This is a genomic window from Brachybacterium sp. UNK5269 (assembly GCF_049266655.1).
Classification (GTDB): Bacteria; Actinomycetota; Actinomycetes; order Actinomycetales; family Dermabacteraceae; genus Brachybacterium.
Genome location: NZ_CP184883.1, coordinates 1,084,023 through 1,108,630, shown reverse-complemented (window position 1 = coordinate 1,108,630; position 24,608 = coordinate 1,084,023). Strand labels below are relative to the sequence as shown.

At 73.0% G+C, this 24,608-nt stretch carries 22 protein-coding genes and 2 pseudogenes; 7 read left to right on the top strand and 17 right to left on the bottom strand.

The features are described from left to right. Positions 1-2: 2 nt before the first annotated feature. Entirely contained in the window at positions 3-1,001 is a 999-nt protein-coding gene (miaA, locus tag ACOJUI_RS05085) for a tRNA (adenosine(37)-N6)-dimethylallyltransferase MiaA (RefSeq protein WP_422117003.1), read from the bottom strand. Between the two features lie 166 nt (positions 1,002-1,167). Here miaA and ACOJUI_RS05080 point away from each other — a divergent pair, with 166 nt between their 5' ends. Further along, on the top strand, positions 1,168-1,653 hold the full coding sequence (locus tag ACOJUI_RS05080; RefSeq protein WP_422117002.1) for a YbjN domain-containing protein: 486 nt from the start codon (positions 1,168-1,170) through the stop codon (positions 1,651-1,653). 70 nt (positions 1,654-1,723) lie between these two features. Here the strand turns inward: ACOJUI_RS05080 and miaB are convergent, their stop codons facing one another. Then, complete coding sequence (gene miaB, locus ACOJUI_RS05075) at positions 1,724-3,331, bottom strand: tRNA (N6-isopentenyl adenosine(37)-C2)-methylthiotransferase MiaB (protein WP_422117001.1); 1,608 nt, start codon at positions 3,329-3,331, stop codon at positions 1,724-1,726. A 161-nt stretch (positions 3,332-3,492) separates the two neighbouring features. Between miaB and ACOJUI_RS05070 the strand changes: the two genes are divergently transcribed. The 4 genes from ACOJUI_RS05070 to ACOJUI_RS05055 are packed head-to-tail and all read left to right on the top strand — an operon-like array spanning position 3,493 to position 6,786. Beyond that, positions 3,493-4,275: an amino acid ABC transporter ATP-binding protein gene (locus tag ACOJUI_RS05070; RefSeq protein WP_422117000.1), complete on the top strand. Its 783-nt coding sequence runs from the start codon at positions 3,493-3,495 to the stop codon at positions 4,273-4,275. A gap of 46 nt (positions 4,276-4,321) precedes the next feature. Beyond that, a complete protein-coding gene (locus ACOJUI_RS05065; RefSeq protein ID WP_422116999.1) occupies positions 4,322-5,209 on the top strand; it encodes a glutamate ABC transporter substrate-binding protein in 888 nt (295 codons plus the stop codon). A 60-nt stretch (positions 5,210-5,269) separates the two neighbouring features. After that, complete coding sequence (locus ACOJUI_RS05060) at positions 5,270-5,917, top strand: amino acid ABC transporter permease (RefSeq protein WP_422116998.1); 648 nt, start codon at positions 5,270-5,272, stop codon at positions 5,915-5,917. Beyond that, the gene (locus ACOJUI_RS05055) at positions 5,914-6,786 is read left to right on the top strand and encodes an amino acid ABC transporter permease (RefSeq protein WP_422116997.1); all 873 of its coding nucleotides are present in this window, start codon (positions 5,914-5,916) and stop codon (positions 6,784-6,786) included. The genes ACOJUI_RS05060 and ACOJUI_RS05055 overlap by 4 nt, the downstream gene beginning before the upstream one ends. Positions 6,787-6,789: 3 nt before the next feature. Here ACOJUI_RS05055 and ACOJUI_RS05050 read toward each other — a convergent pair whose 3' ends face one another. The 11 genes and pseudogenes from ACOJUI_RS05050 to ACOJUI_RS05000 all read right to left on the bottom strand — a co-directional run bounded on the left by ACOJUI_RS05050 (position 6,790) and on the right by ACOJUI_RS05000 (position 18,340). Beyond that, positions 6,790-7,437, bottom strand: coding sequence for a regulatory protein RecX (locus ACOJUI_RS05050; protein ID WP_422116996.1), 648 nt, complete (start codon positions 7,435-7,437; stop codon positions 6,790-6,792). Positions 7,438-7,440: 3 nt separating this feature from the next. After that, complete coding sequence (gene recA, locus ACOJUI_RS05045; RefSeq protein WP_422117621.1) at positions 7,441-8,478, bottom strand: recombinase RecA; 1,038 nt, start codon at positions 8,476-8,478, stop codon at positions 7,441-7,443. Positions 8,479-8,791: 313 nt separating this feature from the next. Continuing rightward, the gene (locus tag ACOJUI_RS05040; RefSeq protein WP_422116995.1) at positions 8,792-9,016 is read right to left on the bottom strand and encodes a DUF3046 domain-containing protein; all 225 of its coding nucleotides are present in this window, start codon (positions 9,014-9,016) and stop codon (positions 8,792-8,794) included. Between the two features lies 1 nt (position 9,017). Further along, entirely contained in the window at positions 9,018-9,323 is a 306-nt protein-coding gene (locus tag ACOJUI_RS05035) for a helix-turn-helix domain-containing protein (protein WP_422117620.1), read from the bottom strand. A gap of 218 nt (positions 9,324-9,541) precedes the next feature. Then, on the bottom strand, positions 9,542-10,018 hold the full coding sequence (locus ACOJUI_RS05030; protein ID WP_422116994.1) for a CinA family protein: 477 nt from the start codon (positions 10,016-10,018) through the stop codon (positions 9,542-9,544). Then, positions 10,015-10,608 (bottom strand): CDP-diacylglycerol--glycerol-3-phosphate 3-phosphatidyltransferase, encoded by a 594-nt coding sequence (gene pgsA / locus ACOJUI_RS05025; RefSeq protein ID WP_422116993.1) that lies wholly within the window; start codon positions 10,606-10,608, stop codon positions 10,015-10,017. Before pgsA ends, ACOJUI_RS05030 begins: the two co-directional genes overlap by 4 nt. 70 nt (positions 10,609-10,678) lie before the next feature. Next, positions 10,679-12,490, bottom strand: a complete 1,812-nt coding sequence (locus ACOJUI_RS05020; protein WP_422116992.1) for a DNA translocase FtsK — start codon at positions 12,488-12,490, stop codon at positions 10,679-10,681. A gap of 479 nt (positions 12,491-12,969) precedes the next feature. Continuing rightward, positions 12,970-13,176, bottom strand: a pseudogene (locus ACOJUI_RS05015) (hypothetical protein); the annotation flags it as partial. Positions 13,177-13,747: 571 nt separating this feature from the next. Beyond that, on the bottom strand, positions 13,748-14,656 hold the full coding sequence (gene dapA / locus ACOJUI_RS05010) for a 4-hydroxy-tetrahydrodipicolinate synthase (RefSeq protein ID WP_422116991.1): 909 nt from the start codon (positions 14,654-14,656) through the stop codon (positions 13,748-13,750). Between the two features lie 52 nt (positions 14,657-14,708). Further along, positions 14,709-17,435: an asparagine synthase (glutamine-hydrolyzing) gene (gene asnB / locus ACOJUI_RS05005; RefSeq protein ID WP_422116990.1), complete on the bottom strand. Its 2,727-nt coding sequence runs from the start codon at positions 17,433-17,435 to the stop codon at positions 14,709-14,711. A gap of 182 nt (positions 17,436-17,617) precedes the next feature. Next, positions 17,618-18,340: an HAD-IA family hydrolase gene (locus tag ACOJUI_RS05000; RefSeq protein ID WP_422116989.1), complete on the bottom strand. Its 723-nt coding sequence runs from the start codon at positions 18,338-18,340 to the stop codon at positions 17,618-17,620. 74 nt (positions 18,341-18,414) lie between these two features. Between ACOJUI_RS05000 and ACOJUI_RS04995 the strand changes: the two genes are divergently transcribed. Further along, entirely contained in the window at positions 18,415-19,221 is an 807-nt protein-coding gene (locus ACOJUI_RS04995) for an AzlC family ABC transporter permease (protein WP_422116988.1), read from the top strand. Continuing rightward, complete coding sequence (locus tag ACOJUI_RS04990) at positions 19,218-19,532, top strand: AzlD domain-containing protein (protein WP_422116987.1); 315 nt, start codon at positions 19,218-19,220, stop codon at positions 19,530-19,532. Before ACOJUI_RS04995 ends, ACOJUI_RS04990 begins: the two co-directional genes overlap by 4 nt. Before the next feature lie 13 nt (positions 19,533-19,545). Here ACOJUI_RS04990 and ACOJUI_RS04985 read toward each other — a convergent pair whose 3' ends face one another. The 4 genes and pseudogenes from ACOJUI_RS04985 to ACOJUI_RS04970 form a co-directional block, all read right to left on the bottom strand. Further along, positions 19,546-19,953 (bottom strand): hypothetical protein, encoded by a 408-nt coding sequence (locus tag ACOJUI_RS04985; protein ID WP_422116986.1) that lies wholly within the window; start codon positions 19,951-19,953, stop codon positions 19,546-19,548. A gap of 16 nt (positions 19,954-19,969) precedes the next feature. Further along, a complete protein-coding gene (gene dapB, locus ACOJUI_RS04980) occupies positions 19,970-20,749 on the bottom strand; it encodes a 4-hydroxy-tetrahydrodipicolinate reductase (protein ID WP_422116985.1) in 780 nt (259 codons plus the stop codon). A 50-nt stretch (positions 20,750-20,799) separates the two neighbouring features. Beyond that, positions 20,800-22,131 (bottom strand): M16 family metallopeptidase, encoded by a 1,332-nt coding sequence (locus ACOJUI_RS04975; protein WP_422116984.1) that lies wholly within the window; start codon positions 22,129-22,131, stop codon positions 20,800-20,802. A gap of 186 nt (positions 22,132-22,317) precedes the next feature. Further along, positions 22,318-24,574, bottom strand: a pseudogene (locus ACOJUI_RS04970) (polyribonucleotide nucleotidyltransferase). Positions 24,575-24,608 lie beyond the last annotated feature (34 nt).

Sequence of the window (24,608 nt, the reverse complement as noted above, 5' to 3'; positions counted from 1 at the left end):
GCCTACGACTGCCCGCGGTCCGGCGCGGTGACGGCCGCCTCGATGGCGCGCAGGGCCCGGTCCAGCAGTCCGCCGTCGGCGTCGGCGTCGGCGTCGGCGTCGGCGTCGAGCCACCGCACCCGCTGATCGCGCCGGAACCAGGTGTCCTGCTTGCGCACCAGACGCCGGGTGCCGACGATCGTCTGGTCGATCGCCTCGGCGCAGCTCATGGTGCCGTCCAGGACGGCCAGTCCCTGGGCGTAGCCGATCGCGCGCGAGGCCGTGAGGCCGCGGTCCAGCCCCGCGGCGCGCAGGACGCGGATCTCCTCGAGCAGTCCCTGCGCGACCATGCCGTGCACCCGTCGGGCGATCCGTTCGTGGAGGACGGCGCGGTCGCGGCGCAGCCCCAGCTGCACGGTGCGGGCATCGACGTACCGCGGGCGCGGCAGGAAGGCGGCGAAGGGGCCGCCGGTGAGCTCGCCGACCTCGAGCGCCCGCACGATCCGCCGGGCGTCGTGCTCGCCGATCGAACGGGCCGCCTCCGGATCGCGCTGCGCGAGCTCGCGGTGCAGGAGCTCGGGGCCCTCCCGGGCGGCGCGCTCCTCGAGGCGGGCCCGCAATGCCGGGTCGGTGGGCGGGAAGCGGATGTCGTCGAGGACGGCGCGCACGTACAGCCCCGAACCGCCCACCAGGATCGGCACCCGCCCGCGCGCCCGGATCGCGGCGACGGCCTCCCGGGCCGCCCGCTGATAGGCCGAGACGCTCGCCTCCTGGGTGACGTCGAGGACGTCGAGCAGATGGTGCGGGATGCCGGCCCGCTCGGCGAGAGTGACCTTGGCGGTGCCGATGTCCATGCCCCGGTACAGCTGGAGCGCGTCGGCGTTGACGACCTCGCCCCCCAGCCGCTGCGCGAGGGCGATCGCGAGGTCCGACTTGCCGGTGGCGGTCGCGCCCACCACCGCGACCAGCGGGGCCGGTCCCGGCGCGGGGAGGGCCGGGGGTGCGGGGGCGGGATCGACCATGCCAGGCACCCTATCGGCGCCCTCCGCGAGGGTCGCGCGGCGCCCCGCGGGAGGGTCAGCGGGATCACGGGCGGTGACCGGCCCGTTCCGAGAGGGAAGGAGTAGGGTGATCGGCGATCCGGTCCTCGGATCATCGATCCCTACTGCGAAACGCCCGAGGTTGGAAGTGACTGCACCGAACGAGTCCCCTGCACAGACGGACTCGAACCATGGTCTGGCCCCCCTGTCCCTGTCGCGGGTCGAGGAGTGCCTCACCCGTCATGGCTACGCCTATGTCGAGGACGACGAGCACGCGGAGGTCCTCCGCGCCCGCTTCGACGACTACCGTTTCCAGTTCATGATCTCCGGCGAGGCGCACGGCGTGCTGCAGACCCGTGGCCGCTGGAGCCACTCGGTGGACGTCTCCCGCAAGGTCGAGATGATCAAGCTCTGCAACGAGTGGAACATGAACCGGATCTGGCCGAAGGTCTACGTGCGCCGCGAGTCCGAGGGTCTGCTCGGCGTCTACGGCGAGCTGTCCGCGGACTTCCGCGCCGGCGCCCTCGACTCCCAGATCGACAGCGCGATCCAGTGCGGTCTCAGCACCGTGATCGCGTTCTTCCACAGCCTCGAGGAGCGCCTCGGGGCCGAGCTGGACGACCTCGACAGCTGAACTGTCGCCGGGTCCCCCGGCACCCTGCGACGCGGCCGACGCCCCCTGCGGGGTGTCGGCCGCTTCGCGTTCAGGGGCGGCGCAGGCTCGGCATCCCGAGCGTGACCGGACCACCGGCCGCGGCGCCGCCGTGACCGGTCCCGCAGCCCGAGCCCGCCTCGAGACCCGCCGCCCCGGCCTCCCAGGCATCGCCGGCGCGGGTGCGCCGCACCGAGAACTGCTCGGGCGGCGATGACTGCACGGAGTCGATGCCGAGGGCGCTGTCGGCGATCAGGTAGAACGGGGCGGCGTGCGTGACGGTGGCGGTGACCAGGTCCCCGGGGCGCGGGCGGGCGGACTCGGGCAGGGCCGGGGGCAGGGAGACGTGGACGAGTCGGTTGTCGCGGGCCCGTCCGGAGATGCGCTGGGTCCGCTCCTGCCGCTCCCCCTCGCCGTCGGCCACCAGCACCTCGACCACGCTGCCCTCGAGCTTCCGGTTCTCCTCGTGGGAGATGCGGTCCTGGAGCGCGACCAGCCGCTCGAAGCGCTCCTGCACGACCTGCTTGGGGATCTGGTCCGCCATGGTGGCCGCCGGGGTGCCGGGCCGGATCGAGTACTGGAAGGTGAAGGCGCTGGCGAAGCGGGAGGCCTCGACCACGTCCAGGGTGCGCTGGAAGTCGTCCTCGGTCTCCCCGGGGAAGCCGACGATGATGTCGGTGGTGATCGCGGCCTGCGGGATCCGCTCGCGGACCCGGTCCAGGATGCCGAGGAACTTCCGCGAGCGGTAGGAGCGCTTCATCCGGCGCAGCACGTCGTCCGAGCCCGACTGCAGCGGCATGTGCAGCTGCGGCATGACGTTCGCCGTCTCCGCCATCGCGTCGATGACGTCGTCGGTGAACATCGCCGGATGCGGCGAGGTGAACCGCACCCGCTCGAGGCCGTCGACCTCACCGCAGGCGCGCAGCAGCGCCGCGAAGGCGCCGCGCTCGCCGAACTCGACCCCGTAGGAGTTCACGTTCTGCCCCAGCAGGGTCACCTCGAGGGCGCCGGAGCCGACCGCGTCGCGCACCTCGGCGAGGATCTCCCCGGGGCGACGGTCCTTCTCCTTGCCGCGCAGCGAGGGCACGATGCAGAAGGTGCAGGTGTTGTTGCAGCCGACGGAGATGGACACCCAGGCCGCGTAGACGGCCTCGCGCCGGGTGGGCAGGGTGGAGGGGAACACCTCGAGCGACTCGAGGATCTCCACCTGGGCCTCGGCGTTGTGGCGGGACCGCTCCAGCAGCACCGGCAGGGAGCCGAGGTTGTGGGTGCCGAAGACGACGTCGACCCAGGGGGCGCGCTCGACGATGGCGGCGCGGTCCTTCTGGGCCAGGCAGCCGCCCACGGCGATCTGCATCCCCGGGTTCGCGTCCTTGGCGGGCCGCAGGGCGCCGAGGGTGCCGTAGAGCTTCTTGTCGGCGTTCTCGCGGACCGCGCAGGTGTTGAACACGATCACGTCGACCTCGCCGCGGCGGGCATCGGCCCCGGCCGGGGCGGCGGCGTAGCCGGAGCCCTCGAGCATGCCGGTCAGGCGCTCGGAGTCGTGGACGTTCATCTGGCAGCCGAAGGTGCGCACCTGGTAGGTCCCGCGGGGCGCGGCGGCGGCGCGGGACGGCGCGAGGGCCTGATCGGCGTTCGGGGCGAAGGAGCTGAGGGTCATGATGCCTCCAGGGTACGGCGCGCGAAGCGCCGATCGCGGCTCCCGGGACCGTCCTGAACGCGCCCGACCTGCCCCGACGGCGCGGTCGGGGAAGGTCACAACATCGTGACGGTGCCCGCCGAAGGTCCGGACCGCGGCGGGACGTGCCCTACCTTGCCTCTATGACCCAGATCTCCTCGAGCCCCGACGCGGCCGGCAGCGCGTCGCAGCGCCCGCTGGTCGCGCTGCGCGGCGTGCAGAAGCACTTCGGGCCCCTGCACGTGCTCCAGGACATCGACCTCGAGGTCGCCCCCGGGGAGGTGGTGGTGGTCCTGGGCCCCTCGGGATCGGGGAAGTCGACCCTGTGCCGCACCATCAACCGGCTCGAGACCATCGACGAGGGCGAGATCCGGATCGACGGCCAGCTGCTGCCCACCTCCGGCGCGGGGCTGGCGAAGCTGCGCTCCGAGGTGGGGATGGTCTTCCAGTCCTTCAACCTCTTCGCGCACAAGACGGTGCTGCAGAACCTCACCGTGGCCCCGATCAAGGTCAAGGGCGTGCCCCGCCGGGAGGCCGAGGCCGCGGCGATGGAGCTGCTCGAGCGGGTCGGCGTGGCCGACCAGGCCGACAAGCTGCCCGCCCAGCTCTCCGGCGGTCAGCAGCAGCGGGTGGCGATCGCCCGCTCGCTGGCGATGAAGCCCAAGGTGATGCTCTTCGACGAGCCCACCTCGGCGCTGGACCCGGAGATGATCAGCGAGGTCATCGACGTGATGACCGCCCTGGCCAAGGACGGCATGACGATGATCGTGGTGACCCACGAGATGGGCTTCGCCCGCCGCACCGCCGACCGGGTCGTGTTCATGGACTCCGGCCGCATCGTCGAGGTGGAGCCGCCCGAGCAGTTCTTCTCCTCCCCGCAGACCGCTCGCGCCCGGGACTTCCTGGGCAAGATCCTCGACCACTGACCCGCCCTCCCCCTCGACCCCGTCCGCCCCTTCCAAGGAGAACACCATGAGCAGCTCACTGAACCGCCGCCTCTTCCTGACCGGCACGGTCGGCACCGTCGCCACCGTGACCCTCGCGGCCTGCGGAGGCGGCGCGGAGGACGAGCCCGCGGTCGCCGAGGTCGAGGCCGCCGACTTCCCCGAGGGCTCGACCATGGCCCGGCTCAGCGAGGCCGGCAGCATCAAGATCGGCACCAAGTTCGACCAGCCGCTGTTCGGTCAGGCCGGTCCCGACGGCGACCCGGTCGGCTTCGACGTCGAGATCGGCAAGATCATCGCCGGCGCCCTCGGCATCGACCCGAAGAACATCGAGTGGTCCGAGACCGTCTCGGCCAACCGGGAGCCCTTCATCGAGAACGGCCAGGTCGACATCGTGGTGGCGACCTACTCGATCACCGACACCCGCAAGGAGGTCGTGGACTTCGCGGGACCGTACTACGTGGCCGGCCAGGCGCTGATGGTGCTGGCCGACAACGAGGACATCACCGGCGAGGACTCGCTGGCCGGCAAGACGGTCGCCTCCGTGGAGGGCTCCACGCCCGCCCAGTACATCCTGGACAACCACCCCGATGCGACCCTGCAGACCTTCGACACCTACTCCAACTGCGTCACCGCCCTGACCAACGGGCAGGTCGACGTGGTCACCACGGACAACGTGATCCTGGCCGGGTTCGTGGAGTCGGACCCCGAGAACCTCAAGCTGGTGAACGAGGGCGAGACCTTCACCGAGGAGCCCTACGGGATCGGACTGGCCAAGGGCGACGACGACTTCCGCGCCTTCCTCAACGACACCCTGGAGGCCGCGTACGAGGACGGCTCCTGGGCCGAGGCCTGGGAGGGCACCGCCGGCACCGTGCTGCCCACCCCGGAGCCGCCCGCGGTCGATCGCTACTGATCCGTATCCCCTGATCGGGCCGGCTCGCCGAGCCGGCCCGATCACCTGCCAGGAGCTGCCGTGGACACCTTCGTCATCGAGCGCGAGATGCTGTGGAACGCCTTCACCACCACGCTCACCCTCGCCGCGCTGTCCGGGGTGATCTCCCTGGTGGCCGGCACCGTCCTCGCCGCCCTGCGGGTCTCCCCCTACGCCCCGCTGCGGGCCCTGGCCACCGGCTACACGGAGTTCCTCCGCAACACCCCGCTGACGATCGTGTTCTTCTTCTACGTGTTCGTCACCCCCTCCATGGGCTTCACCTTCGACTACAAGGTCGCGGCGGTGATCGCCCTGTCCTGCTACACCTCCGCCTTCGTCGCCGAGGCGGTGCGCTCGGGCATCAACTCCGTCGCGGTGGGGCAGGCCGAGGCCGCGCGGTCACTGGGGATGTCGTTCGGCCAGAACCTCTCCCTGGTGGTCCTCCCCCAGGCCTTCCGCACCGCCATCCCGCCGCTGATCAGCGTGTTCATCGCGCTGGTGAAGAACACCTCGGTGGCCGGCGCCTTCAGCGTCTTCGAGCTGTTCGCCATGTCGAGGCGACTGACCAACGTGTACTCCGCGGACGTGATCGCGATCCTGGTGGGCGTGGCGCTGTGCTACCTGGTCATCTGCATCCCGCTCGGCCAGCTGGCCGCGCACCTCGAGCGGAAGGTGGCGTTCGCGCGATGAGCAGCACCAGCGGACCGGTCCTCTACGACGTCGCCGGACCCGAGGAGAAGGCGCGCGGGCGCCGGATCTCGATCGTCCTGAGCGTGGTCCTGCTCGCCCTGGCCGCGGGCGTGATCGCCCTGTTCGCCCGCAACGGCGTCTTCGACGACCGCTGGCGGGTGCTGGTCGACGTCCCCCGGAACTTCGCCGGCTTCGAGACCCGGCACGTGTGGCAGGCGATCTTCCGGGGCCTGGGCAACACGCTGCTGGCGGCGGTGATCGCCCTCCCGCTGGCCGCGCTGCTGGCGGTGGTGCTGGTCTCCCTGCGCTCCTCGCCCGTGGCGCCGCTGCGCTGGCTGGTCATCGCGCTCACCGAGGTCTTCCGAGGCCTGCCCGTGGTGCTGATGATGTTCTTCGGGATCCTGGTGCTGCCCGGCGCGACCCCGCTGATCGCGGTGGTCTTCGGGCTGGTGATGTACAACGCCGCCGTGCTCGCGGAGATCCTGCGGGCGGGCATCGCCGCCCTGCCCAAGGGGCAGACGGAGGCCGCGCAGTCGGTGGGGATGGGCCCCTTCCTCATCTATCGGGACATCCAGCTGCCGCAGGCGGTGCGGATGATGCTGCCCTCCCTCATCGCGCAGGGGGTGGTGCTGGTCAAGGACTCCTCGCTGGGCTACATCGTGGGCTACGCCGAGCTGCTGCGCAGCGTCAGCCGCGTCGCCGATGCGCTCACCGACGCGTCCTACCTGCTGCCCCTGCTGGCCGTCGGGGCCGCGGTGTACATCGCGCTGAACATCGCGCTGTCCCGCCTGGCGGTGTGGGTGCAGCGCCACAGCAGCTTCGCGCGGAAGGCGCCCGCCCGGATCACCGGGGCGCCGCCGCTGCCCTGATCCTCAGCGCCCTCGCTGCTGCGCGGCCGCGCGGAGCTCGCCGGAGATGACCTGCACGGCGAGGTCGCCGGGATAGCCCTTGCGGGTCAGCAGGGCGTCCAGGCGGCGGGAGAGCCGGCGGCGGTGGCCGCCGTCCCGTTCGGTGCGCAGCTGCTCGCGGTCGCGCTCGCTGATCCGGGAGCGCACCAGCTCCCGGCAGCGGTCCTCCTCCTCGCTGCGGTCCGTTCCCAGGGCGGCGTCGATGTGGACGTCCGCCACCTGGCGCTGCTCGAGCTCCCGGCGCAGCGCCGCGTCACCGAGGGCGCGCAGCTCCCGGCGCTGCTGGACCCAGTCGCGGGCGAAGGCGGCATCGTCGATGAGGCCGGCCCGGTCGATGCGGGCCATCGCCTCGTGGGCGACGGCGGCGGGGACCTCGCGCCGGGCCAGCCGCTCCCGCATCTCGCCGGCCGAGCGGCGCCGCGTCGACAGCAGCCGCATCAGGTACCGACATTCGTGGACGACGGCCTTCTCGCGCTCGGCGGCCCCGGGATCCGCCGCCGGGCGGGGCGTCTCCATGATCTGGCGGGTGCGGCGCTCCAGGCGCTCCTGGACGGCGGCGGCGCCGACGGCCGAGTGGCCGTCGGCGCCGCCGCGGGGGTGCTGCTGGCTCATCACTCAGATGGTGGCCGGGACGTCCTCGTCGAGGAACTCGTCCTCGCCGAGCGGTGCCGCAGCGGCCGCCTCCGCCGTGGCCGGCACCTCGGCGTACTTGCCGACGCCCAGGGTGCGCAGGATCTTCTCCTCGATCTCCGCGGCCAGGTCCGGGTTGTCCTTGAGGAACTGGCGGGAGTTCTCCTTGCCCTGGCCCAGCTGGTCACCCTCGTAGGTGAACCAGGCGCCGGACTTGCGGACCACGCCGTGCTCGACCCCGAGGTCGATCAGGCCGCCCTCGCGGGAGATGCCCTCGCCGTAGAGGATGTCGAACTCGGCCTGCTTGAAGGGCGGGGCCATCTTGTTCTTCACGACCTTGACGCGGGTGCGGTTGCCCACCGCATCGGAGCCGGACTTGAGCGTCTCGATGCGGCGGATGTCCATGCGCACGGAGGCGTAGAACTTCAGGGCCTTGCCGCCGGTGGTGGTTTCCGGGCTGCCGAAGAACACGCCGATCTTCTCGCGCAGCTGGTTGATGAAGATCGCGGTGGTGCCGGAGGTGGACAGCGCGCCGGTGAGCTTGCGCAGGGCCTGGGACATCAGGCGCGCCTGCAGGCCGACGTGGGAATCGCCCATCTCGCCCTCGATCTCGGCCTTCGGCACCAGCGCGGCCACGGAGTCGATGACCACGATGTCCAGGGCGCCGGAGCGGATCAGCATGTCGGTGATCTCGAGCGCCTGCTCGCCGGTGTCCGGCTGGGAGACCAGCAGGGCGTCGGTGTCGACCCCCAGCTTCTTGGCGTACTCCGGGTCCATCGCGTGCTCGGCGTCGATGAACGCGGCGATGCCGCCGTTGCGCTGCGCGTTGGCGACGGCATGCAGGGCGAGCGTGGTCTTGCCGGAGGACTCCGGGCCGTAGATCTCCACGATGCGGCCCCGGGGCAGGCCGCCGATGCCGAGGGCGGCGTCCAGCGCGACCGAGCCGGTGGGGATGACCTCGACCGGCGGGCGGGTCTCGTCGCCCAGCCGCATGATCGAGCCCTTGCCGAACTGGCGGTCGATCTGGGCGAGGGCGTTGTCGAGCGAGGAGCCGCGATCCTTCGGGGCTGACTTCGATGAGGACTTCGGTGCAGGAGGCATGTGCGTGTTCCTTCCAGAGGGCCGAGGGTGCCGACGTGGTGACCTTGCGGCCACAGTAGGCGCCGGCCCCGACATTCCTCGCCGTCCCCCGGTGTCCGGTGGATGACCGGGCGATGGGGAGGAGAGTCGAGATCGGGGACGTGGTGCCGCGGGGACCGTCGGGATCCACTCTACCGAACAGACGTTCGAAAGCGCGAGTGCTGCGGGCGTGTCGTGGCGTGGCGTGTGCCGGGTCTCAGCCGCGTCGGCGCTCGGGCGGGATCTCCCAGCGCGCCGATTCGGGGACGTCCAGCGCGTCGCACAGGGCGGTCCACACCGAACGCACGGCGACCCCGCGCTCGATGGCCTGCTCGGCGGTCAGACCGCCGACGTCCTCGAGCACGAGGTCGCGTGCATAGGTGCGGGCCAGAGCCGGGCCGAAGACGTGGTCGGCCAGCTCCGTGAACTCGCTGCGGCGCACCTCAGCGGGCGCCGACCAGCGGCTTCGCGTCGTCGGCGAAGCCCTCGGGCACGGTGTCCGGGATGGTGACGCTCTCGGCGACGGCGATCCGGTCGGACACCTCGCGCAGCACGAAGGACAGCGGGAGGCCCAGCGCGTCGGTCACGGAGGCCAGGAGCTCGCTGGAGGCCTCCTTCTGGCCGCGCTCGATCTCGCTGAGGTAGCCCAGCGACACGCGGGCATCGGAGGACACCTGCCGCAGGGTGCGGCCCTGGGAGCGGCGCGCGTCGCGCAGCACGTCGCCGAGTTCGTGGCGGAACAGGATCATGGACCGGCCTCCCTTCCTCGGAGTGGGGGTGAACGGGTGGAACTGCTGGTGCACCTCGGGGGTGCGGTGCGTAGACGTCATCACACAGGGATCAACGCGCCGGTCCCGGTCAGTGTTCCCCAGAGTGTAGTGCGCCACGCCGGGCAGTGGCTGGGTGCTGTGCACGGCGCGGCGACGGGGAGGAGCCGTCGGCGCCGGCGCGCCGGCCGCGTCCGCCGCTAGGCCCCGAGCGCCCAGGCCAGCTCGGCGATGGCGGCGTCGACCGCCTGCGAGCGGACCGCGGAGCGGGCGCCGGTGAGATGCAGCTCACGGGTGCGGGTGGGTCCTCCGCGGCGGGCGAGTCCCACCCAGACGGTCCCCTCGGGCACCCCGCGCTCATCGGGCCCGGGGCCGGCGACGCCCGTGGTGGAGACCGCGAGGTCCGCGCCGTACAGGTCCAGTGCCCCTTCCGCCATCGCCGCGGCGACCTCCGCGGTCACCGCGCCCGTGCGCTGCAGCAGCTCCGCGTCGACGCCGAGCACCCGGGTCTTCGCGCGGTAGGAGTAGCAGGCGGCTCCCCCGGCGACGGCCGCGCTGGCGCCGGGGACGTCCACCAGGCGGGCCACCACGGCGCCGGCGGTCAGCGACTCCGCGGTCGCGAGCCACAGCCCGTCCTGGGCGGCGCGGGCGATCACCTGCGCCGGCTGCGCGGTCACCGGGCGCCGCCGGCCAGGGCCTCCCGGCGCAGGCGCATGCCGTCCTTGATGTTGACCAGGCCCGACCACACGGTCAGCACCACGGCCAGCAGCACCAGGGCCAGACCGATCCAGCGGGCCGGCTCCCACCACAGCTCGAAGGGGATCAGGCAGAAGGTGATCGCGATGGTCTGGACCATGGTCTTGGCCTTGCCGGCCATGTTCGCCGGCAGGGCGCCGTGCTTGAGGATCGTGAACCGCATGACGGTGATGCCGATCTCGCGCACCAGGATCAGGATGGTCATCCACCACGGCACGTACTCCCAGACCGAGAGCATGATCAGCGCCGCGCCGGTCATCGCCTTGTCGGCGATGGGGTCGACGAGCTTGCCGAAGTCGGTGATCAGGTTCCGGCTGCGGGCGAGGTACCCGTCCAGGAAGTCCGTGATCATCGCGATCACGAACACCGCGGCGACCAGCAGTCGGCCCGGGACCGAGTCCGGGTACAGGATCGCGAGGACGACCAGCAGCGGGACCATCGCGCAGCGCACCATGGTGAGGATGTTCGCGATGTTCCACAGCGGGACCTCGTCGGTGCGCGTGGTGGTCATCTGGGCTCCTGGAGGGGGTTCTGGGACGGGACGTTTCGCGGCGGGAGGAGCCGGGAGGGCGCGGGGGCCCTCACCGGCCGGTGAGGCTCCAGGCGTCCTCCCCCTCCTCGGAGTCCTCCTGGTCGTAGTAGTCGACGGCGGGCTCGGAGTCGTCCTCGGCCAGCGGATCGCTCGCGTACCGGTCCTCGGCGGCGGGGTCCGCGGGCACCGGCGCGGCGGGGTCCTGCTCGAGCTCCACCGCCTGGTCGGCGCCGTACGGCTGGTCGCCGGGGTCCTCCTGCCCGCGGATGCGGGCGATCGCGGTGCCCAGGTCGTCGGGATGGATCAGCACGTCGCGGGCCTTGGACCCCTCGGAGGGGCCGACGATCTCCCGCGACTCCAGCAGGTCCATCAGGCGTCCGGCCTTGGCGAAGCCCACCCGCAGCTTGCGCTGCAGCATGGAGGTGGAGCCGAACTGCGTGGTCACCACGAGCTCCGCAGCCTGCAGCAGCACCTCGAGATCGTCGCCGATGTCGTCGTCGATCTGCTTCTTGGCGGCGACGACGGTGACGTCCTCGCGGTAGTTGGGCTTCATCTGGGTCTTGACGTGGTCGACGACCTTGTGGATCTCGGACTCGTTGACCCAGGCCCCCTGGACGCGCATCGGCTTGGCCTTGCCCATCGGGTGGAACAGGGCGTCGCCCTGCCCGATCAGCTTCTCCGCGCCGACGGAGTCCAGGATCACGCGGGAGTCCTGCAGGGAGGAGGTCGCGAAGGCCAGGCGGCTGGGGACGTTGGCCTTGATGATGCCGGTGACGACGTCGACCGAGGGTCGCTGGGTGGCCAGGATCAGGTGGATGCCGGCGGCCCGGGCCAGCTGGGTGATGCGCTGGATCGAGGCCTCGACGTCGCGGGGGGCGACCATCATCAGGTCGGCGAGCTCGTCGACGACGACCAGCAGGTACGGGTACGGGGCCAGGCGGCGCTCGCTGCCCGCGGGCACCTGCACCTCGCCGGCGCGGACGGCCTTGTTGAAGTCGTCGATGTGCTTGTACCCGAAGGCGGCGAGGTCGTCGTAGCGGGCGTCCATCTCCTTGACCACCCATTCGAGGGCCTCGGCAGCCTTCTTCGGGTTGGTGATGATGGGGGTGATCAGGTGCGGGATGCCCTCGTAGATGGTGAGCTCGACGCGCTTGGGGTCCACCAGCACCATGCGCACCTCCTCCGGGGTGGCGCGCATCAGGATCGAGGTGATCATCGAGTTCACGAAGCTGGACTTGCCGGCGCCGGTGGCGCCCGCGACCAGCAGGTGGGGCATCTTGGCGAGGTTCGCCACGACGTAGCCGCCCTCGACGTCCTTGCCCACGCCCATCACCATCGGGTGCTCGTTGCGGCGGGCCACCGAGCTGCGCAGCACGTCGCCCAGCGCGACCGTCTCGCGGTCGGCGTTGGGGATCTCGATGCCGATCGCCTTCTTGCCGGGGATCGGGGACAGGATCCGGACGTCGGCGCTCGCGACGGCGTAGGAGATGTTCTTGTCCAGCGCCGTGACCTTCTCGACCTTGGTGCCCGGGGCGAGCTCGACCTCGTAGCGGGTGACCGTCGGTCCGCGGGAGAAGCCGACCACCTCGGCGTTGACGTTGAACTGCTCGAACACCTCGCCGAGCGCGGCGACGACGTGGTCGTTGGCCGCGGAGCGGGTCTTGTGGGGCGGTCCCTCCAGCAGGAAGGCGGAGTCCGGCAGCGTGTAGACGATGTCGCCGGCCAGCTCGAGCTGCTCGCCGGCCCGGGGCAGGTCCCCCATCGGCGGCGGCACCAGCTCGGGCTTCTCCTCCGGCGCGGTCTGCTTCGCGGGCGCGGCGGCCCGGCTCGCCCCGGCGGCCTTCGCGGCGGCGGTGGGCATCGGCGTGGTCGCCTGCGCGCCCGGGGCAGCGCCCTTCGCGGGGAAGGTCTTGGCGCGGTGGTTCTCCTCCTCGACCGCGACGTCGAAGACCTCGGTCGAGTCCTTGGGGGCGGCGCGGCGCGCCCTGCGCGGCCGCGCTTCGTGGGCGCCGCCGGCTCCTCGGCGACGGCCTGGTCGAAGGCCTCGTCCCCGTCGTGGCCGGCGCTGCGGTGGCCACGCTCGGCGGCCTCCGCCTCGGCCTTCTCCTGGCGGGTGCGGCGCCGGGCCCGCTTGGTGGGCTGGACCTGGGTGGCCTGCTCGTGGACGGCGGGATCGACCCGGCGGGGGCTCAGGCCGAAGGCGATGCGCTCCTGGTCCTCCTCCTCGCTGCGACCGACCATGACGTCGTAGACGCCGCGCAGCCGGGAGGGGATCGACTCGACCGGGGTGGCGGTCAGCACCAGGACGCCGAAGGCGATCAGCAGGGAGTGCAGGACGATGACGGCGACCGGCGGCAGCAGCGCCTCGAGGGGCGCCGCGGCCAGGTAGCCGAGCACGCCGCCCCCGCGGGCCAGGGCGTCGATGCCGTCGGCCGGCGCGGGCAGCCGCGCCGCGACCGAGGCGATCGCGGAGATCGCGGTGAGCAGGATGGCGATCCCGATCGCGATCCGGGAGTTGGCGCGCACCTGATCGGGGCGGCGGAACATCCGCAGCGCCCAGCCGGCCGCCAGCAGCGGCAGCACCATCGAGGAGATCCCGAAGGTGCCGGCGACCACGGTGTGCACGGCGCCGAACACCGGTCCCGCGGACTGCCACCACTCGACGACGGCCACCAGCACCGCCACCAGCAGCAGGAACAGCGCATAGCCGTCGCGCCGCTGCGCGGGCGCGACCTCCCAGCGCTGCACACCGATCGAGCGGACCAGGCCGCCGACCATGCGGGCGATCGCCAGATAGCCGGAGCGCACTGCGCGCACCGGCAGAGGGAGCGTCGAGGGGTCGTCGGCCCCGGTTCCCGTGGTGCGCGAGCTACCGGCAGCCGAGGAACGGGACGAGCCTTTCGACGCACGTGCGGGGGAAGACGTACGTGTCGCCATGGCTCCCAGGGTAGCGCCCTGCCCTCGCCCGCCCCCGGAACCGGGGGGCGCGACCCGGTCGCAGCGGGCGCAGATCACCTCCCCCGGCCCTCGGCGCGGCGGGCGGGGCGCTCAGGCCTCGATCACGATCGGCATGAACCTCGGCCCGAGACGCGCGCTCACCGGGGATCCCGCTCCCCCGTCAGCGCAGGCCGGCGGCGTCCAGGGCGGCGGCGAGCGCGTGCAGCTGGTCCGCGTCGGCCGGGACGTGGGGGCCGCGCATCGCGGCGTGGGGCAGCACGCCCTGCAGGTGCAGCGCGGCCTTCGCGGCCACGGCCCCGGGCATGCGGTTCATGATCGCCTCGACCAGCGGGGCGAGGCGACGGTGGGCCTCACGGGCGGCGCCCAGGTCGGAGGTGTCCACCGCCTGGATCAGCTGCTTCTCGAGGTCCCCGGCGACCTGGCCGACCACGGACACGATCCCGGCGGCGCCGATCACCAGCCAGGGCAGGTTCAGCCCGTCCTCGCCCGAGTAGTAGGCCAGGTCCGTCTGCGCCATGACCATGGTGGCCTGCTGCAGGTCCGCCTTCGCGTCCTTGACGGCGAGGATCCGCTCGTGCTCGCCCAGGCGCAGCAGTGTCTCGTACGCCAGCGGGATCCCGGAGCGGCCGGGGATGTCGTAGAGCATCACCGGGAGGTCGGTGGCGTCGGCGATCGCGGTGGTGTGCGCGATGACCCCGGCCTGGCTGGGCTTGGAGTAGTACGGGGTGACGACCAGCAGCCCGTCCAGGCCCAGCCGCGCGTGCTCGCGGGCGAGGTCGACCGAGTGCGCGGTGTCGTAGGTGCCCACGCCCGCCACGACCCTGACGTCCTCGCCGACGGCGGCCCGCACGGCGCGCGCCAGGTCGAGCTTCTCCCGGTCGGTGAGGGTCGGGGACTCCCCGGTGGTGCCGGAGACGACGATCAGGTCGTGGCCGTGCTCGACGAGGTGGGCGGCGAGTCGCGCGGCGGCGTCGAGGTCCACCTCGTGGCCGTCCTCGGTGAACGGGGTGACCATCGCGGTCCCCACCGCGCCGAAGGGCCGCGCGGGGCGCGGGTCGGTGCTGGTCATGGTCTCCTCCCGGAAAGGTTCGATGCCCGGAGCCTAGTCGAGCACCGGGGTGTCACCGCTGCGCGGCGGGGCCGAGGTCGACGAGGATCGCCAGCGGGGTGCGCTGACGGCCCTGGCCGAGCGGGTTGTCGGCGAAGGTCGCCTCGAGCCGGGCGGCGGAGGTGTCGACGTCGGAGCCCAGGACGTTGCGGCCGATGTCGTTGGCGTCCATCACCACGGTGCCGACGAAGCTCTCGCGCAGGCCGGGCGGGAGGTCGGCGCCGCGGAGGGCGGCGGTGATCTGCGCGGAGACGGCGTCGGGGTCCTTCGGCGGCAGCTTCGCGGAGACGTTGGAGGGGAAGGCCGAGTACGGGGTCGGTCCGTCGATGGCGCGCACGTTCGCGCCGACGATCTCGTAGAACAGGCCCCGCTTGCGCACCAGCTTGCCGGCGGCGCCGGCGACCGAGGCCGCGAGCACCCGGGGCAGACCGACCTCGCGGATGGCGAGCTCCATGGTGGTGGGATCGCCCAGCCCGATGCCGGCCGGGGTGCGGGTGACGAAGCGGCTGAGCACCCGGGCGGCCGGGCGGGGCGCGACCTCCCAGGTGAACCAGGAGCGGCCCTGCGTGATCGCGACGATCTTCTCGCTGATCACGAGGTACCACGGCGCCCCGGCCGGCACCGCGTCCGCGGGGAGGTCCGCGGCGAAGCGCTCCACGCGCTCGCGGACCAGCGCCTCGATGTCATCTCCCCGCGCCACCAGCCCGGTCTGGAGCGGCAGCCGGCGCCAGGTGTGCCCGTCGGCCGCGGAGAGCAGGTCGAGCTGCTTGCCGGGGTTGGCGACGTAGTCGCTCTTGGGCTCCTCGAGCTCCGGGGCGGCGGCGGGCGCGGCGGCGGTCGGCGCGGCGAGCGCCGTCTGCTCCGCGGCCGCGGCCCGGTCGTCCACCGGGCGCGCGGCCCCGACGGGGTCGTCGAGGAAGGTGCGCATCCACAGCTCGAGGCTCAGCAGGCGCCAGAACATGTCGGTCCGGTGCCGCTCGGGGTGCGCGATGAAGTCGTCCAGCAGCGCCACCACGGTGGGGGCGTCGACGTGCTTCCGCTGCGCGAAGGAGTCCGAGGCGAAGATCTCCCGCACCTGGGCGGCGATGGGCAGCAGCCACTGGTCCTCCGTCGCGATCGGGTCGCTGACGGCGCGGTGCGCAGCGGGCTCCTCGGGCAGGACCCCGTCCAGCGCCTCGCGCAGGATCCGCTGGTCGCGGCCGCCGGAGAACAGCGCGGAGTCCTTGAGGGAGACCAGGAAGCGCAGCAGCTGCCGGTCCAGGAAGGGCGCGCGGGCCTCGAGGCCGAAGCGCGCCGCGTTCCGGTCCTGGCCGTGCAGCTGCGCGGGCAGCGCGGTGTGGAAGAGGTCCTGGAGCCGGCGCGCGGTGAGATCGCCCCGGACCGTGCTGTCCCGCTCGGCGCTGTGCGCGGCCACGAAGGCCGAGTTCAGCAGCGCTTCGATCGGCACCGAGGCCACGGCGGGTCGCTCCCCGCGGCGCGAGCGGGAGGTCGCCAGGGCGCCGGCGAGCTCCCTGAAGCGTTTCTGGGTGCGCAGCTGGCGGCGCAGGACGGCGGCGTGGGCGGGGGACGCGGCCAGCATCTCCGTGGCGCCCGCGCCGGCCAGCACCACGTCCACCTGGTCCCGTGCCGCCCGCATCACCGCGTGGTCGGCCCAGGCGGCGATGGAGGCCGGCGGCTCCTCCTGGGTGCGCACCACGTCGCGCAGGTCCTGCAGGACCGCGGCCGGGTCGGGCCGCACCGGGTGCGCGGCGACCTGCCCCGGGTAGTGGCGGGCCAGCGCCTCGAGGCCGCGCTGCGCCCGCGCCGACTGCGGCGCGGAGAAGGCATGCTGGCGGGGGCCGCCGGCGCCCTCGTCGCCGGCCTGCCGGCGGTGCTGGTGGGCGCTCTCGGCGGCCACGGCGGCCGCGCCCAGCTCGCCGGACAGGGACGTGCCCACCGGGCCGTCCCCGGGCAGGTGGCGTCGCACGGCGTCGGCGAAGAGCCCGCGGAACTCGGCGACGGCCTGCTGGTCGTAGGGGCGGCGCGGGCCGGCGGCGATCCCCTCCAGCTCCTCCGGGAGGCGGCTGAAGGCGCTCAGCTCGAGGCCCCCGGGGCCGATCTCGAGCAGCTGGCCGGGCAGCAGGCGCCGCACCCCCGCGAAGAAGGTCCCCGGCTCGTCGTCCTGGAGGTGGAGCTTCAGGTAGCGGTAGATCGCGCGGTCGTCGGCGACGGGCTCGAAGCGCTCGGCGGCGAGCAGGGCGCGGATCTCGGAGCCGAACAGCAGCCGCGGCAGCTCGGCCGCGTCGGCGCCCTGGTCGATCCAGTAGTACAGGGGCGCGATGCCGAAGTGGTCGCGGGCGAGGGTGAGGGTGCCGGTGCGCGCATCGTGCAGGGCCAGGGCGAACCGGCCCTCGAGGCGGTCGTAGGCGGCGGTGCCCCATGCGGCGTGCGCGGCGAGCAGCACCTCGGTGTCGGTCGCGGTGCGGAAGCGGTGCCCCTGGCCCTCGAGCTCGGCGCGGAGCTCGGCGTGGTTGTGGAGCGCGCCGTCGTGGACGAGGGTGTAGCGGCCGTCCTCGGAGGTCATCGGCTGGAGGCCGGACTCGCGGTCGGGCACGTCCAGGAGGCGGTGGACCAGACCGGCGTGGTCGGCGACGAGGAGGTGCTCGCCGTCGGGGCCGCGATGGGCCAGCGCGCCGCTCATCCGGCGGGCGATGCCCTCGGTGTCGGCGCCGAATCCGAAGCTGCCGGCGATTCCGGACATGGGAGGAGTCCTTTCGAGGGGGACGATGGTGCTCCTCGGTCCGGGCGCTCGACGGGGGCGGGGACGTCGGGGACGTCCGGCTCCTCTCCGGGGCGCGCGGACGGACCGGGATCAGCCGCCCGAGCCTATCAATGCGCCGGACCCCGCCGGTGCAGGCGCGGCGGGCGGTGGCGGCGGGCGGTTCAGGCGCCGCGGCGCGAGAGGAGCAGGTCCTCGCCCGCGACGGCCACCTCGAGGTCGTCCAGGGAGGTGACCAGGGCGCTGGCGAGGGGGCGCAGATCGCCGGCGGGTGTGGTGCTGGTCACCGCGACGGTGCGCGCCCCCGCCTCGATTCCCGAGGTCAGCCCGCCCACGGAGTCCTCGACGACGATGCTCCGTGCGGGCGGGGCGCCGAGGCGCTCGGCCGCCAGCAGGTAGGGCTCGGGGTCGGGCTTGCCGCGGGTGACCTGGTCGGCGGTGACCATCCCGGCGGGGATCGCCAGACCGGTGCGGGCCCAGCGGGCCTCGAACAGGGGCATGGTGCAGGAGGTGACGATGGTCCAGGTGGGGCGGCCCAGCTGCTCCGCGGCCGTGTCGAGCTCCCGCAGCAGGCGCTCGGTGCCGGGCAGGACGACCACGCTGGCGACGTCCGCGATCTCGAGCTGCTCGATCCGCGCGAAGGCGGCGGCGACCTGGTCCTCGTCCAGCTCGGGCATCAGCTCGGCGAGCACCTGCCGCGCGGGCTTGCCGTGCATGGCGTGGCCGAACCGCTGGTCGCTGCCGAGCTCGCGCAGCAGCTGGTTCCAGGAGCGCTCGACGGACGGTCCCGAGTCGATCAGGGTGCCGTCCATGTCCAGCAGCAGCACCTGGGCGCGCAGCGGCAGCGCATCGGCGGGGACAGCGGTGGGGTCCGGGGTGGCCGTCATGGCACTACGCTCTCACATCGACCCCCGGACACGCGGGCGACATCCCTGCAGGTGATCGTAGAGTGCTGGACATCATGACCACCTCATCGACGACCGCTGCGGACCCGGGCGCGGGCAGCGCCGAACGGCTCCGCAGCATCCGCCGCACCGGCCTCTCCATCGGGGTCGCGACCGGCCTGTACGGGATCTCCTTCGGCGCCCTGGCGACCGCCTCGGGGCTCGACGTCGGCCAGGCGATGGTGCTGTCGCTGGTGATGTTCACCGGGGGCAGCCAGTTCGCCTTCATCGGCGTGGTGGGCGGGGGCGGCTCCGCGCTCGGCGCGGCGCTGGCCTCCGTGCTGCTCGGGGTCCGCAACACCCTCTACGGCCTGATCCTGGCCCCCTCGCTGCCGCGCGGCGGGGTGCGGGGCCTCGCCCGGGCGCAGCTGACGATCGACGAGTCCGCCGCGCTCGCGGCCTCCGGCACCACCACCGCGGAGCGGCGGGCGGGCTTCTGGTCGGCCGGGGTGTGGGTGTACGTGTTCTGGAACCTGTTCTCGCTGCTCGGGGCGCTCGCCGGGCAGTACGTCGCCGATCCGGCCGCGTGGGGTCTGGACGCCGCGGCGGCCGCGGCCTTCATCGCGCTGCTGTGGCCGCGCCTGCGCAGCCTGGACGCGGTGGCGATCGCCGTGGTGGCCGCCTTCGTGGCGCTGGTGACCACCCCGGCGCTGCCGGCGGGGCTGCCGGTGCTGGCGGCGGCGCTGGTGGCGGTCGTGGCGGGAGTGCTGCCGGCCCGCCGGAGACCCGCGTCGGAGCGGTCCGGGAAGGGCGAGCACGGGGCGGACGAGGACGGGACGGATGAGGACGGGACGGCGCACGAGGCGCGGGAGGAGCGGGGATGAGTCTGCTGTGGATCGCGGTGATCGCCGCCTCGGTGCTGTCCTTCGCCCAGAAGTGGCTGGGCTACCAGGTGCCGCAGGACGTGCTGGAGCGTCCCCGGATCTCCCGGATCACCACCCTGCTGCCGATCGCGCTGCTGGGCGCGCTGGTGGCGACCCAGACCGCGACCAGCGGTGCCGAGCTCGTCCTGGATGCCCGCCTGGCCGCGCTCGGGGTGGCCGTCGTGCTGCTGATCGTGCGCGCCCCGTTCCTGGTGGTGGTGGTGGGCGCCGCCGGCGCCGCGGCCGCGCTGCGCGCCCTGGGATGGGCGTGAGGAGCCGGTCCCCTCAGCGCTTCTGCGCGGCGATCGCCCGGCGCGTGGCCATCCTGGCGCCCTTGCGGTCGCGCAGCGCGTCGTAGGCCAGCGCGAGCCGGAACCAGGCCCGCCACTCCGTCTCCGCCTCCGGGGTGTCCTGGATCTCGGTGCGGGCGGCCTCGAACTCGGCGCGGGCATCGCCCTCGATCGCCGACGCCGGCGGTGAGTAGCGGGCCGCCAGGCGCCCGGCGGCGAGGCCGAACAGCACCTCCCGCCAGGTCACCCAGACGGTCAGCGCGAGCAGGACGACGATCCCCAGGGCGAGGCCGTAGCCCACCACTCCGCCGGCGCGCAGGAAGCCCCAGGCGATCCAGCCGAGACCCCAGCAGTACGCCGCGGTGATCAGCACCAGGGCGGTGACGAACAGCTTCTGACCCATGCGCGGTCGCCCGCTCTCAGCCCAGGTCCATGTAGCCGTCGAGGCCCACGGTCAGTCCCGGATGCGCGGCCACGCGGCGCACGCCCAGCAGCACCCCCGGCATGAAGCTGATGCGGTCGAAGGAGTCGTGGCGCAGCACGAACTGCTCCCCCACCCCGCCGAACTGGACGACCTCATGGGCGACCAGTCCGCGCTGACGGACGGCGTGCACGTGGATGCCCTCGACCACGGCGCCGCGGGCGCCGTCCGGGTCCTGCTCGGTGGCGTCCGGCACCGGTCCCAGTCCCGCGGCGGCGCGGCCGCGGGCGATCGCGGCGGCGGTGTGCCGGGCGGTGCCGGAGGGCGCGTCGAGCTTGTTCTCGTGGTGCATCTCGATGATCTCGGCGCTGTCGTAGTAGCGCGCCGCGATCTCCGCGAAGCGCATCGCCAGCACCGCGCCGATGGCGAAGTTTGGGGCGATCAGCACCCCCACACCGTCGGCCGCCTCCACCTGGGTGCGCACCGCCGCGAGGGCCTGCTCGGTCCAGCCGGTGGTGCCGACCACGGCGTGGATCCCGTGCTCGACCAGCCAGTGCACGTTCTGGGCGGTGACGGCGGGGACGGTGAGGTCGACGGTGACCTGGGCGCGGGCGTCCAGGAGCGCGTCCAGGTCATCGCCGCGGCCGATCCGGGCCACCAGCTCGAGGTCGGGAGCCTCCTGGACGGCGCGGCAGGCGGCGGTGCCCATGCGGCCGCCGGCGCCGAGCACGGCGACGCGCAGCGGGGTGCCGGGGACGGCGGAGGTGGGGTCGGTCATGGCGGTCTCCTGGACGGTGGGGGGACGGGCGGACGGGGGCCGGGGCCGGATCAGCTCTCGGGGCCGACCTCGACGCGGGTGCTGAAGGAGCCGGCGAGGCGGGAGGCGAGCTCGCGGACGTCGCCGACCTCGACCCGGCCGATCCGCTCCAGGGTCTCGTCGACGCTGGTGTAGTGGCCGTGGACCAGCTCGATGGTGCCCAGGCGGCCCATCCGGCTGCTGGTGTCCTCGAGGCCGAGGGCGAAGGAGCCGGTGATCTGGCCCCGGGCGCGGGCGAGCTCCTGCGCATCGATGCCCTGGGATCCCATCCGGGCGAGCTCCTCGGCGAGCAGCTCGACGACCTGGGCGGTGCGGCCGGGGCGGCAGGCGGCGTACATGCCGAACAGCCCGGCGTCGCGGTACCCGGCGCTGAAGGAGTAGACGGAGTACGCCAGGCCCCGCTGCTCGCGGATGTTCTGGAACAGGCGCGAGGACATCCCACCGCCCAGGACCGACATCAGCACCGAGAGGGTGTGGCGGTCCTCGCTGACGGCCGTCAGCCCGCGCCCGCCGAGGTAGATGTGGTTCTGCTCGGTGGGTCGGGTCAGGCGGTGGGGGGCCAGCGCCGCGACGTCCTCGGCGCCGCGGCCGGCGGCCTCCGGGGCGCCGTGGCGGCGCCGACGGGCGGGCAGGGCGCCCTCCTCGAGCCTCCAGCCGCCGCGGCGCAGACCCGCCTGGAGCAGTGCGGAGAGCTCGTCGTGGTCGATGTCGCCGACGGCGGTGACCACCAGGTTGTCGGGCCGGTAGTGCGCGGCCCAGTGCGCGCGCACGTCCTCGATCCCCAGCGCGGTGACGGTCTTCGCGGTGCCGCCCACCGGCCGGCCGATCGGGGTGTCGGGCCCGAGCACGTCGGCGAGGAAGGTCTCGTAGCCGATGTCGCCGGGGTCGTCCTCGGCCATCGCGAGCTCCTCGAGGATCACCTCGCGCTCGGTGACCAGGTCCTCCGCCTCCAGCCGGCTCGCGGTGATCATGTCGGTGAGGACGTCGACGGCCATCGGCACGTCGGCCGAGCGGACCCGGCCGTAGTAGAGGGTGTGCTCCTTCGCGGTGACCGCATTGGAGTCGCCGCCCACCTCGTCGAAGGCGGCGGCGATGTCCATCGCGCTGCGCCGATGGGTGCCCTTGAACAGCAGGTGCTCGAGGACGTGGGTGGAGCCGGCGTGCTGCGGGGCCTCGTCGCGCGAGCCCACCGGCAGCCACAGTCCGAGGCTGGCGCTGCGGACGCTGCGGTCGGTCTGGGTCAGCAGTCGCACCCCTCCGGGCAGGATGCTGCGACGCACGCCGGTGGCGGCGTCGAGCATCACGTCGGAGGCGGGATCGTCGAGGACGAGGTCGGAAGGCATTGATCGATTGTTCCACGACCTGCGCACCGAGCGGTCGAGCGCTGCGTCACCGCGCAGCAGATCACGTCCGCCGGCGCGGCGGCGGCACGGCGCGCGCCGCGGCGGGCCGGGGGCCGACGCAGCGAGGGGAGGCGCCGGATCGGCACCTCCCCTCGCACGGGCGTCAGCTCGCGGCCGACCGCTGGATCACTCCGCGGTGGTCTCCTCGGCGGCGACCGACGGGGCGGACTCGTTCTCCTCGTCGTCGATCACGCCGAGCGAGATCTTGCCGCGGGCGTCGACCTCGCGGATCTCCACCTCGATCTTCTGACCGACCTTGGCGACGTCCTCGACGTTCTCGACCCGCTTGCCGTCGTTCAGCTTGCGCAGCTGGGTGACGTGCAGCAGTCCGTCCTTGCCCGGGGTGAGCGAGACGAAGACGCCGAAGTCGACCACGCGCACGACGGTGCCGAGGTAGCGCTCGCCGACCTCGGGGACCATCGGGTTGGCGATGGCGTTGACCGCGGCGCGCGCGGCCTCGGCCGAGGGCCCGTCGGTGGCGCCGATGTAGACGGTGCCGTCGTCCTCGATGGTGATGTCCGCGCCGGTGTCGTCCTGGATCTGGTTGATCATCGCGCCCTTCGGGCCGATCACCGCACCGATCTTGTCGACCGGGATGGTGACGGCCAGGACGCGCGGGGCGTGCGGGCTCATCTCGTCGGGGACGTCGATCGCCTCGTTCATCACGCCCAGGATCGCCAGGCGGGCCTCATGGGCCTGCGCGAGCGCGCCGCCGAGCACGGAGGCCGGGAGGCCGTCGAGCTTGGTGTCGAGCTGGATGGCGGTGATGAACTCGCTGGTGCCGGCGACCTTGAAGTCCATGTCGCCGAAGGCGTCCTCGGCCCCCAGGATGTCGGTGAGGGCCGCGTAGCGCGTCTCCCCGTCGACGGTGTCCGAGATCAGGCCCATCGCGATGCCGGCGACCGGGGCGCGCAGCGGCACGCCGGCGTTCAGCAGCGACAGGGTCGAGGCGCAGACCGAGCCCATCGAGGTGGAGCCGTTGGAGCCGAGGGCCTCGGAGACCTGACGGATCGCGTAGGGGAACTCCTCGCGGCTGGGCAGCACCGGCACCAGGGCGCGCTCGGCGAGCATGCCGTGGCCGACCTCGCGGCGCTTCGGGGGAGCCGACCCGGCCGGTCTCACCGGTGGAGTACGGCGGGAAGTTGTAGTGGTGCACGTAGCGCTTGTGCCGGACCGGGGACAGCGAGTCGATCTGCTGCTCCATCTTCAGCATGTTCAGCGTGGTCACGCCCATGATCTGGGTCTCGCCGCGCTGGAACAGGGCCGAGCCGTGCACCCGCGGGAGCACCTCGACCTCGGCGGAGAGCGCACGGATGTCGCGCAGGCCGCGGCCGTCGATGCGGACGCCGTCGGTGAGGACCTTCTTGCGCACGACCTGCTTGGTCAGCGCGCGGAACGCCCCGCTGACCTCCTTGGCGCGACCCTCGAGCTGCTTGCCCTCACCGGCGAGCTCCTCGGTGACCTCGGCGAGCAGCTGCTCGGTGCGCTCCTCGCGCTCGGTCTTGGCGGCGATCGACATGACCTCGGCCAGACGCTCCGCGGCGGCGGCCTCGACGACGGCGAAGGCGTCCTCCTGGTGGTCCAGGAACAGCGGGAACTCGCGCACCGGCTTGGCGGCGGTGGCGGCCAGCTCCTGCTGCGCCACGCACAGGCTGCGGATGAAGACCTTGGCGGCCTCGAGGCCCTCGGCCACGACGGACTCGGTGGGGGCGATCGCGCCCTGCTCCTTGATGAGGGTCCAGGAGTTGTCGGTGGACTCCGCCTCGACCATCATGATCGCGACGTCGTCTCCGACGATGCGCCCGGCCACGACCATGGAGAACACGGCCTCGTCGAGCTGGGAGAAGGTCGGGAACGCGACCCACTGGCCGCCGCCCTGGGTGTCCGGCATCAGCGCGATGCGCACCGCGCCGATCGGGCCCGAGAAGGGCAGACCGGAGATCTGGGTGGAGGCGGAGGCGCCGTTGATGCCCACCACGTCGTACGCGTCGTCGGGGCCGTTGGCCAGGACGGTCAGGACGACCTGGACCTCGTTGCGCAGGCCCTTGACGAAGGCGGGGCGCAGCGGGCGGTCGGTGAGGCGGGCGGCGAGGATCGCGTCGGTGCCGGGGCGGCCCTCGCGACGGAAGAACGAGCCGGGGATGCGACCGGCGGCGTACATCCGCTCCTCGACGTCGATCGTCAGCGGGAAGAAGTCGAACTGGTCCTTGGGACGGTTCGAGACGGCGGTCGCCGAGAGCACCATGGTGTCGTCGTCGAGGTAGACGGCGACGGCGCCGGCGGCCTGCTGGGCGAGGCGTCCGGTCTCGAAGCGGATCTCGCGTCGGCCGTACGAGCCGTTGTCGATGACGGCGGTGGTCGCAGTGATGTCAGGGCCTTCCATGGCCATGTGGATCTCCTCTGGTAGGGGATGCCCT

Coding starts and splice junctions, on each gene's coding strand:
- miaA (WP_422117003.1), bottom strand. CDS start 1,001: ATGGTCGATCCCGCCCCCGCACCCCCGGCCCTCCCCGCGCCGGGACCG.
- miaB (WP_422117001.1), bottom strand. CDS start 3,331: ATGACCCTCAGCTCCTTCGCCCCGAACGCCGATCAGGCCCTCGCGCCG.
- ACOJUI_RS05070 (WP_422117000.1), top strand. CDS start 3,493: ATGACCCAGATCTCCTCGAGCCCCGACGCGGCCGGCAGCGCGTCGCAG.
- ACOJUI_RS05065 (WP_422116999.1), top strand. CDS start 4,322: ATGAGCAGCTCACTGAACCGCCGCCTCTTCCTGACCGGCACGGTCGGC.
- ACOJUI_RS05055 (WP_422116997.1), top strand. CDS start 5,914: ATGAGCAGCACCAGCGGACCGGTCCTCTACGACGTCGCCGGACCCGAG.
- ACOJUI_RS05050 (WP_422116996.1), bottom strand. CDS start 7,437: ATGAGCCAGCAGCACCCCCGCGGCGGCGCCGACGGCCACTCGGCCGTC.
- ACOJUI_RS05035 (WP_422117620.1), bottom strand. CDS start 9,323: ATGATCCTGTTCCGCCACGAACTCGGCGACGTGCTGCGCGACGCGCGC.
- pgsA (WP_422116993.1), bottom strand. CDS start 10,608: ATGACCACCACGCGCACCGACGAGGTCCCGCTGTGGAACATCGCGAAC.
- ACOJUI_RS05020 (WP_422116992.1), bottom strand. CDS start 12,490: ATGCCCACCGCCGCCGCGAAGGCCGCCGGGGCGAGCCGGGCCGCCGCG.
- dapA (WP_422116991.1), bottom strand. CDS start 14,656: ATGACCAGCACCGACCCGCGCCCCGCGCGGCCCTTCGGCGCGGTGGGG.
- asnB (WP_422116990.1), bottom strand. CDS start 17,435: ATGTCCGGAATCGCCGGCAGCTTCGGATTCGGCGCCGACACCGAGGGC.
- ACOJUI_RS05000 (WP_422116989.1), bottom strand. CDS start 18,340: ATGACGGCCACCCCGGACCCCACCGCTGTCCCCGCCGATGCGCTGCCG.
- ACOJUI_RS04995 (WP_422116988.1), top strand. CDS start 18,415: ATGACCACCTCATCGACGACCGCTGCGGACCCGGGCGCGGGCAGCGCC.
- ACOJUI_RS04990 (WP_422116987.1), top strand. CDS start 19,218: ATGAGTCTGCTGTGGATCGCGGTGATCGCCGCCTCGGTGCTGTCCTTC.
- ACOJUI_RS04985 (WP_422116986.1), bottom strand. CDS start 19,953: ATGGGTCAGAAGCTGTTCGTCACCGCCCTGGTGCTGATCACCGCGGCG.
- dapB (WP_422116985.1), bottom strand. CDS start 20,749: ATGACCGACCCCACCTCCGCCGTCCCCGGCACCCCGCTGCGCGTCGCC.
- ACOJUI_RS04975 (WP_422116984.1), bottom strand. CDS start 22,131: ATGCCTTCCGACCTCGTCCTCGACGATCCCGCCTCCGACGTGATGCTC.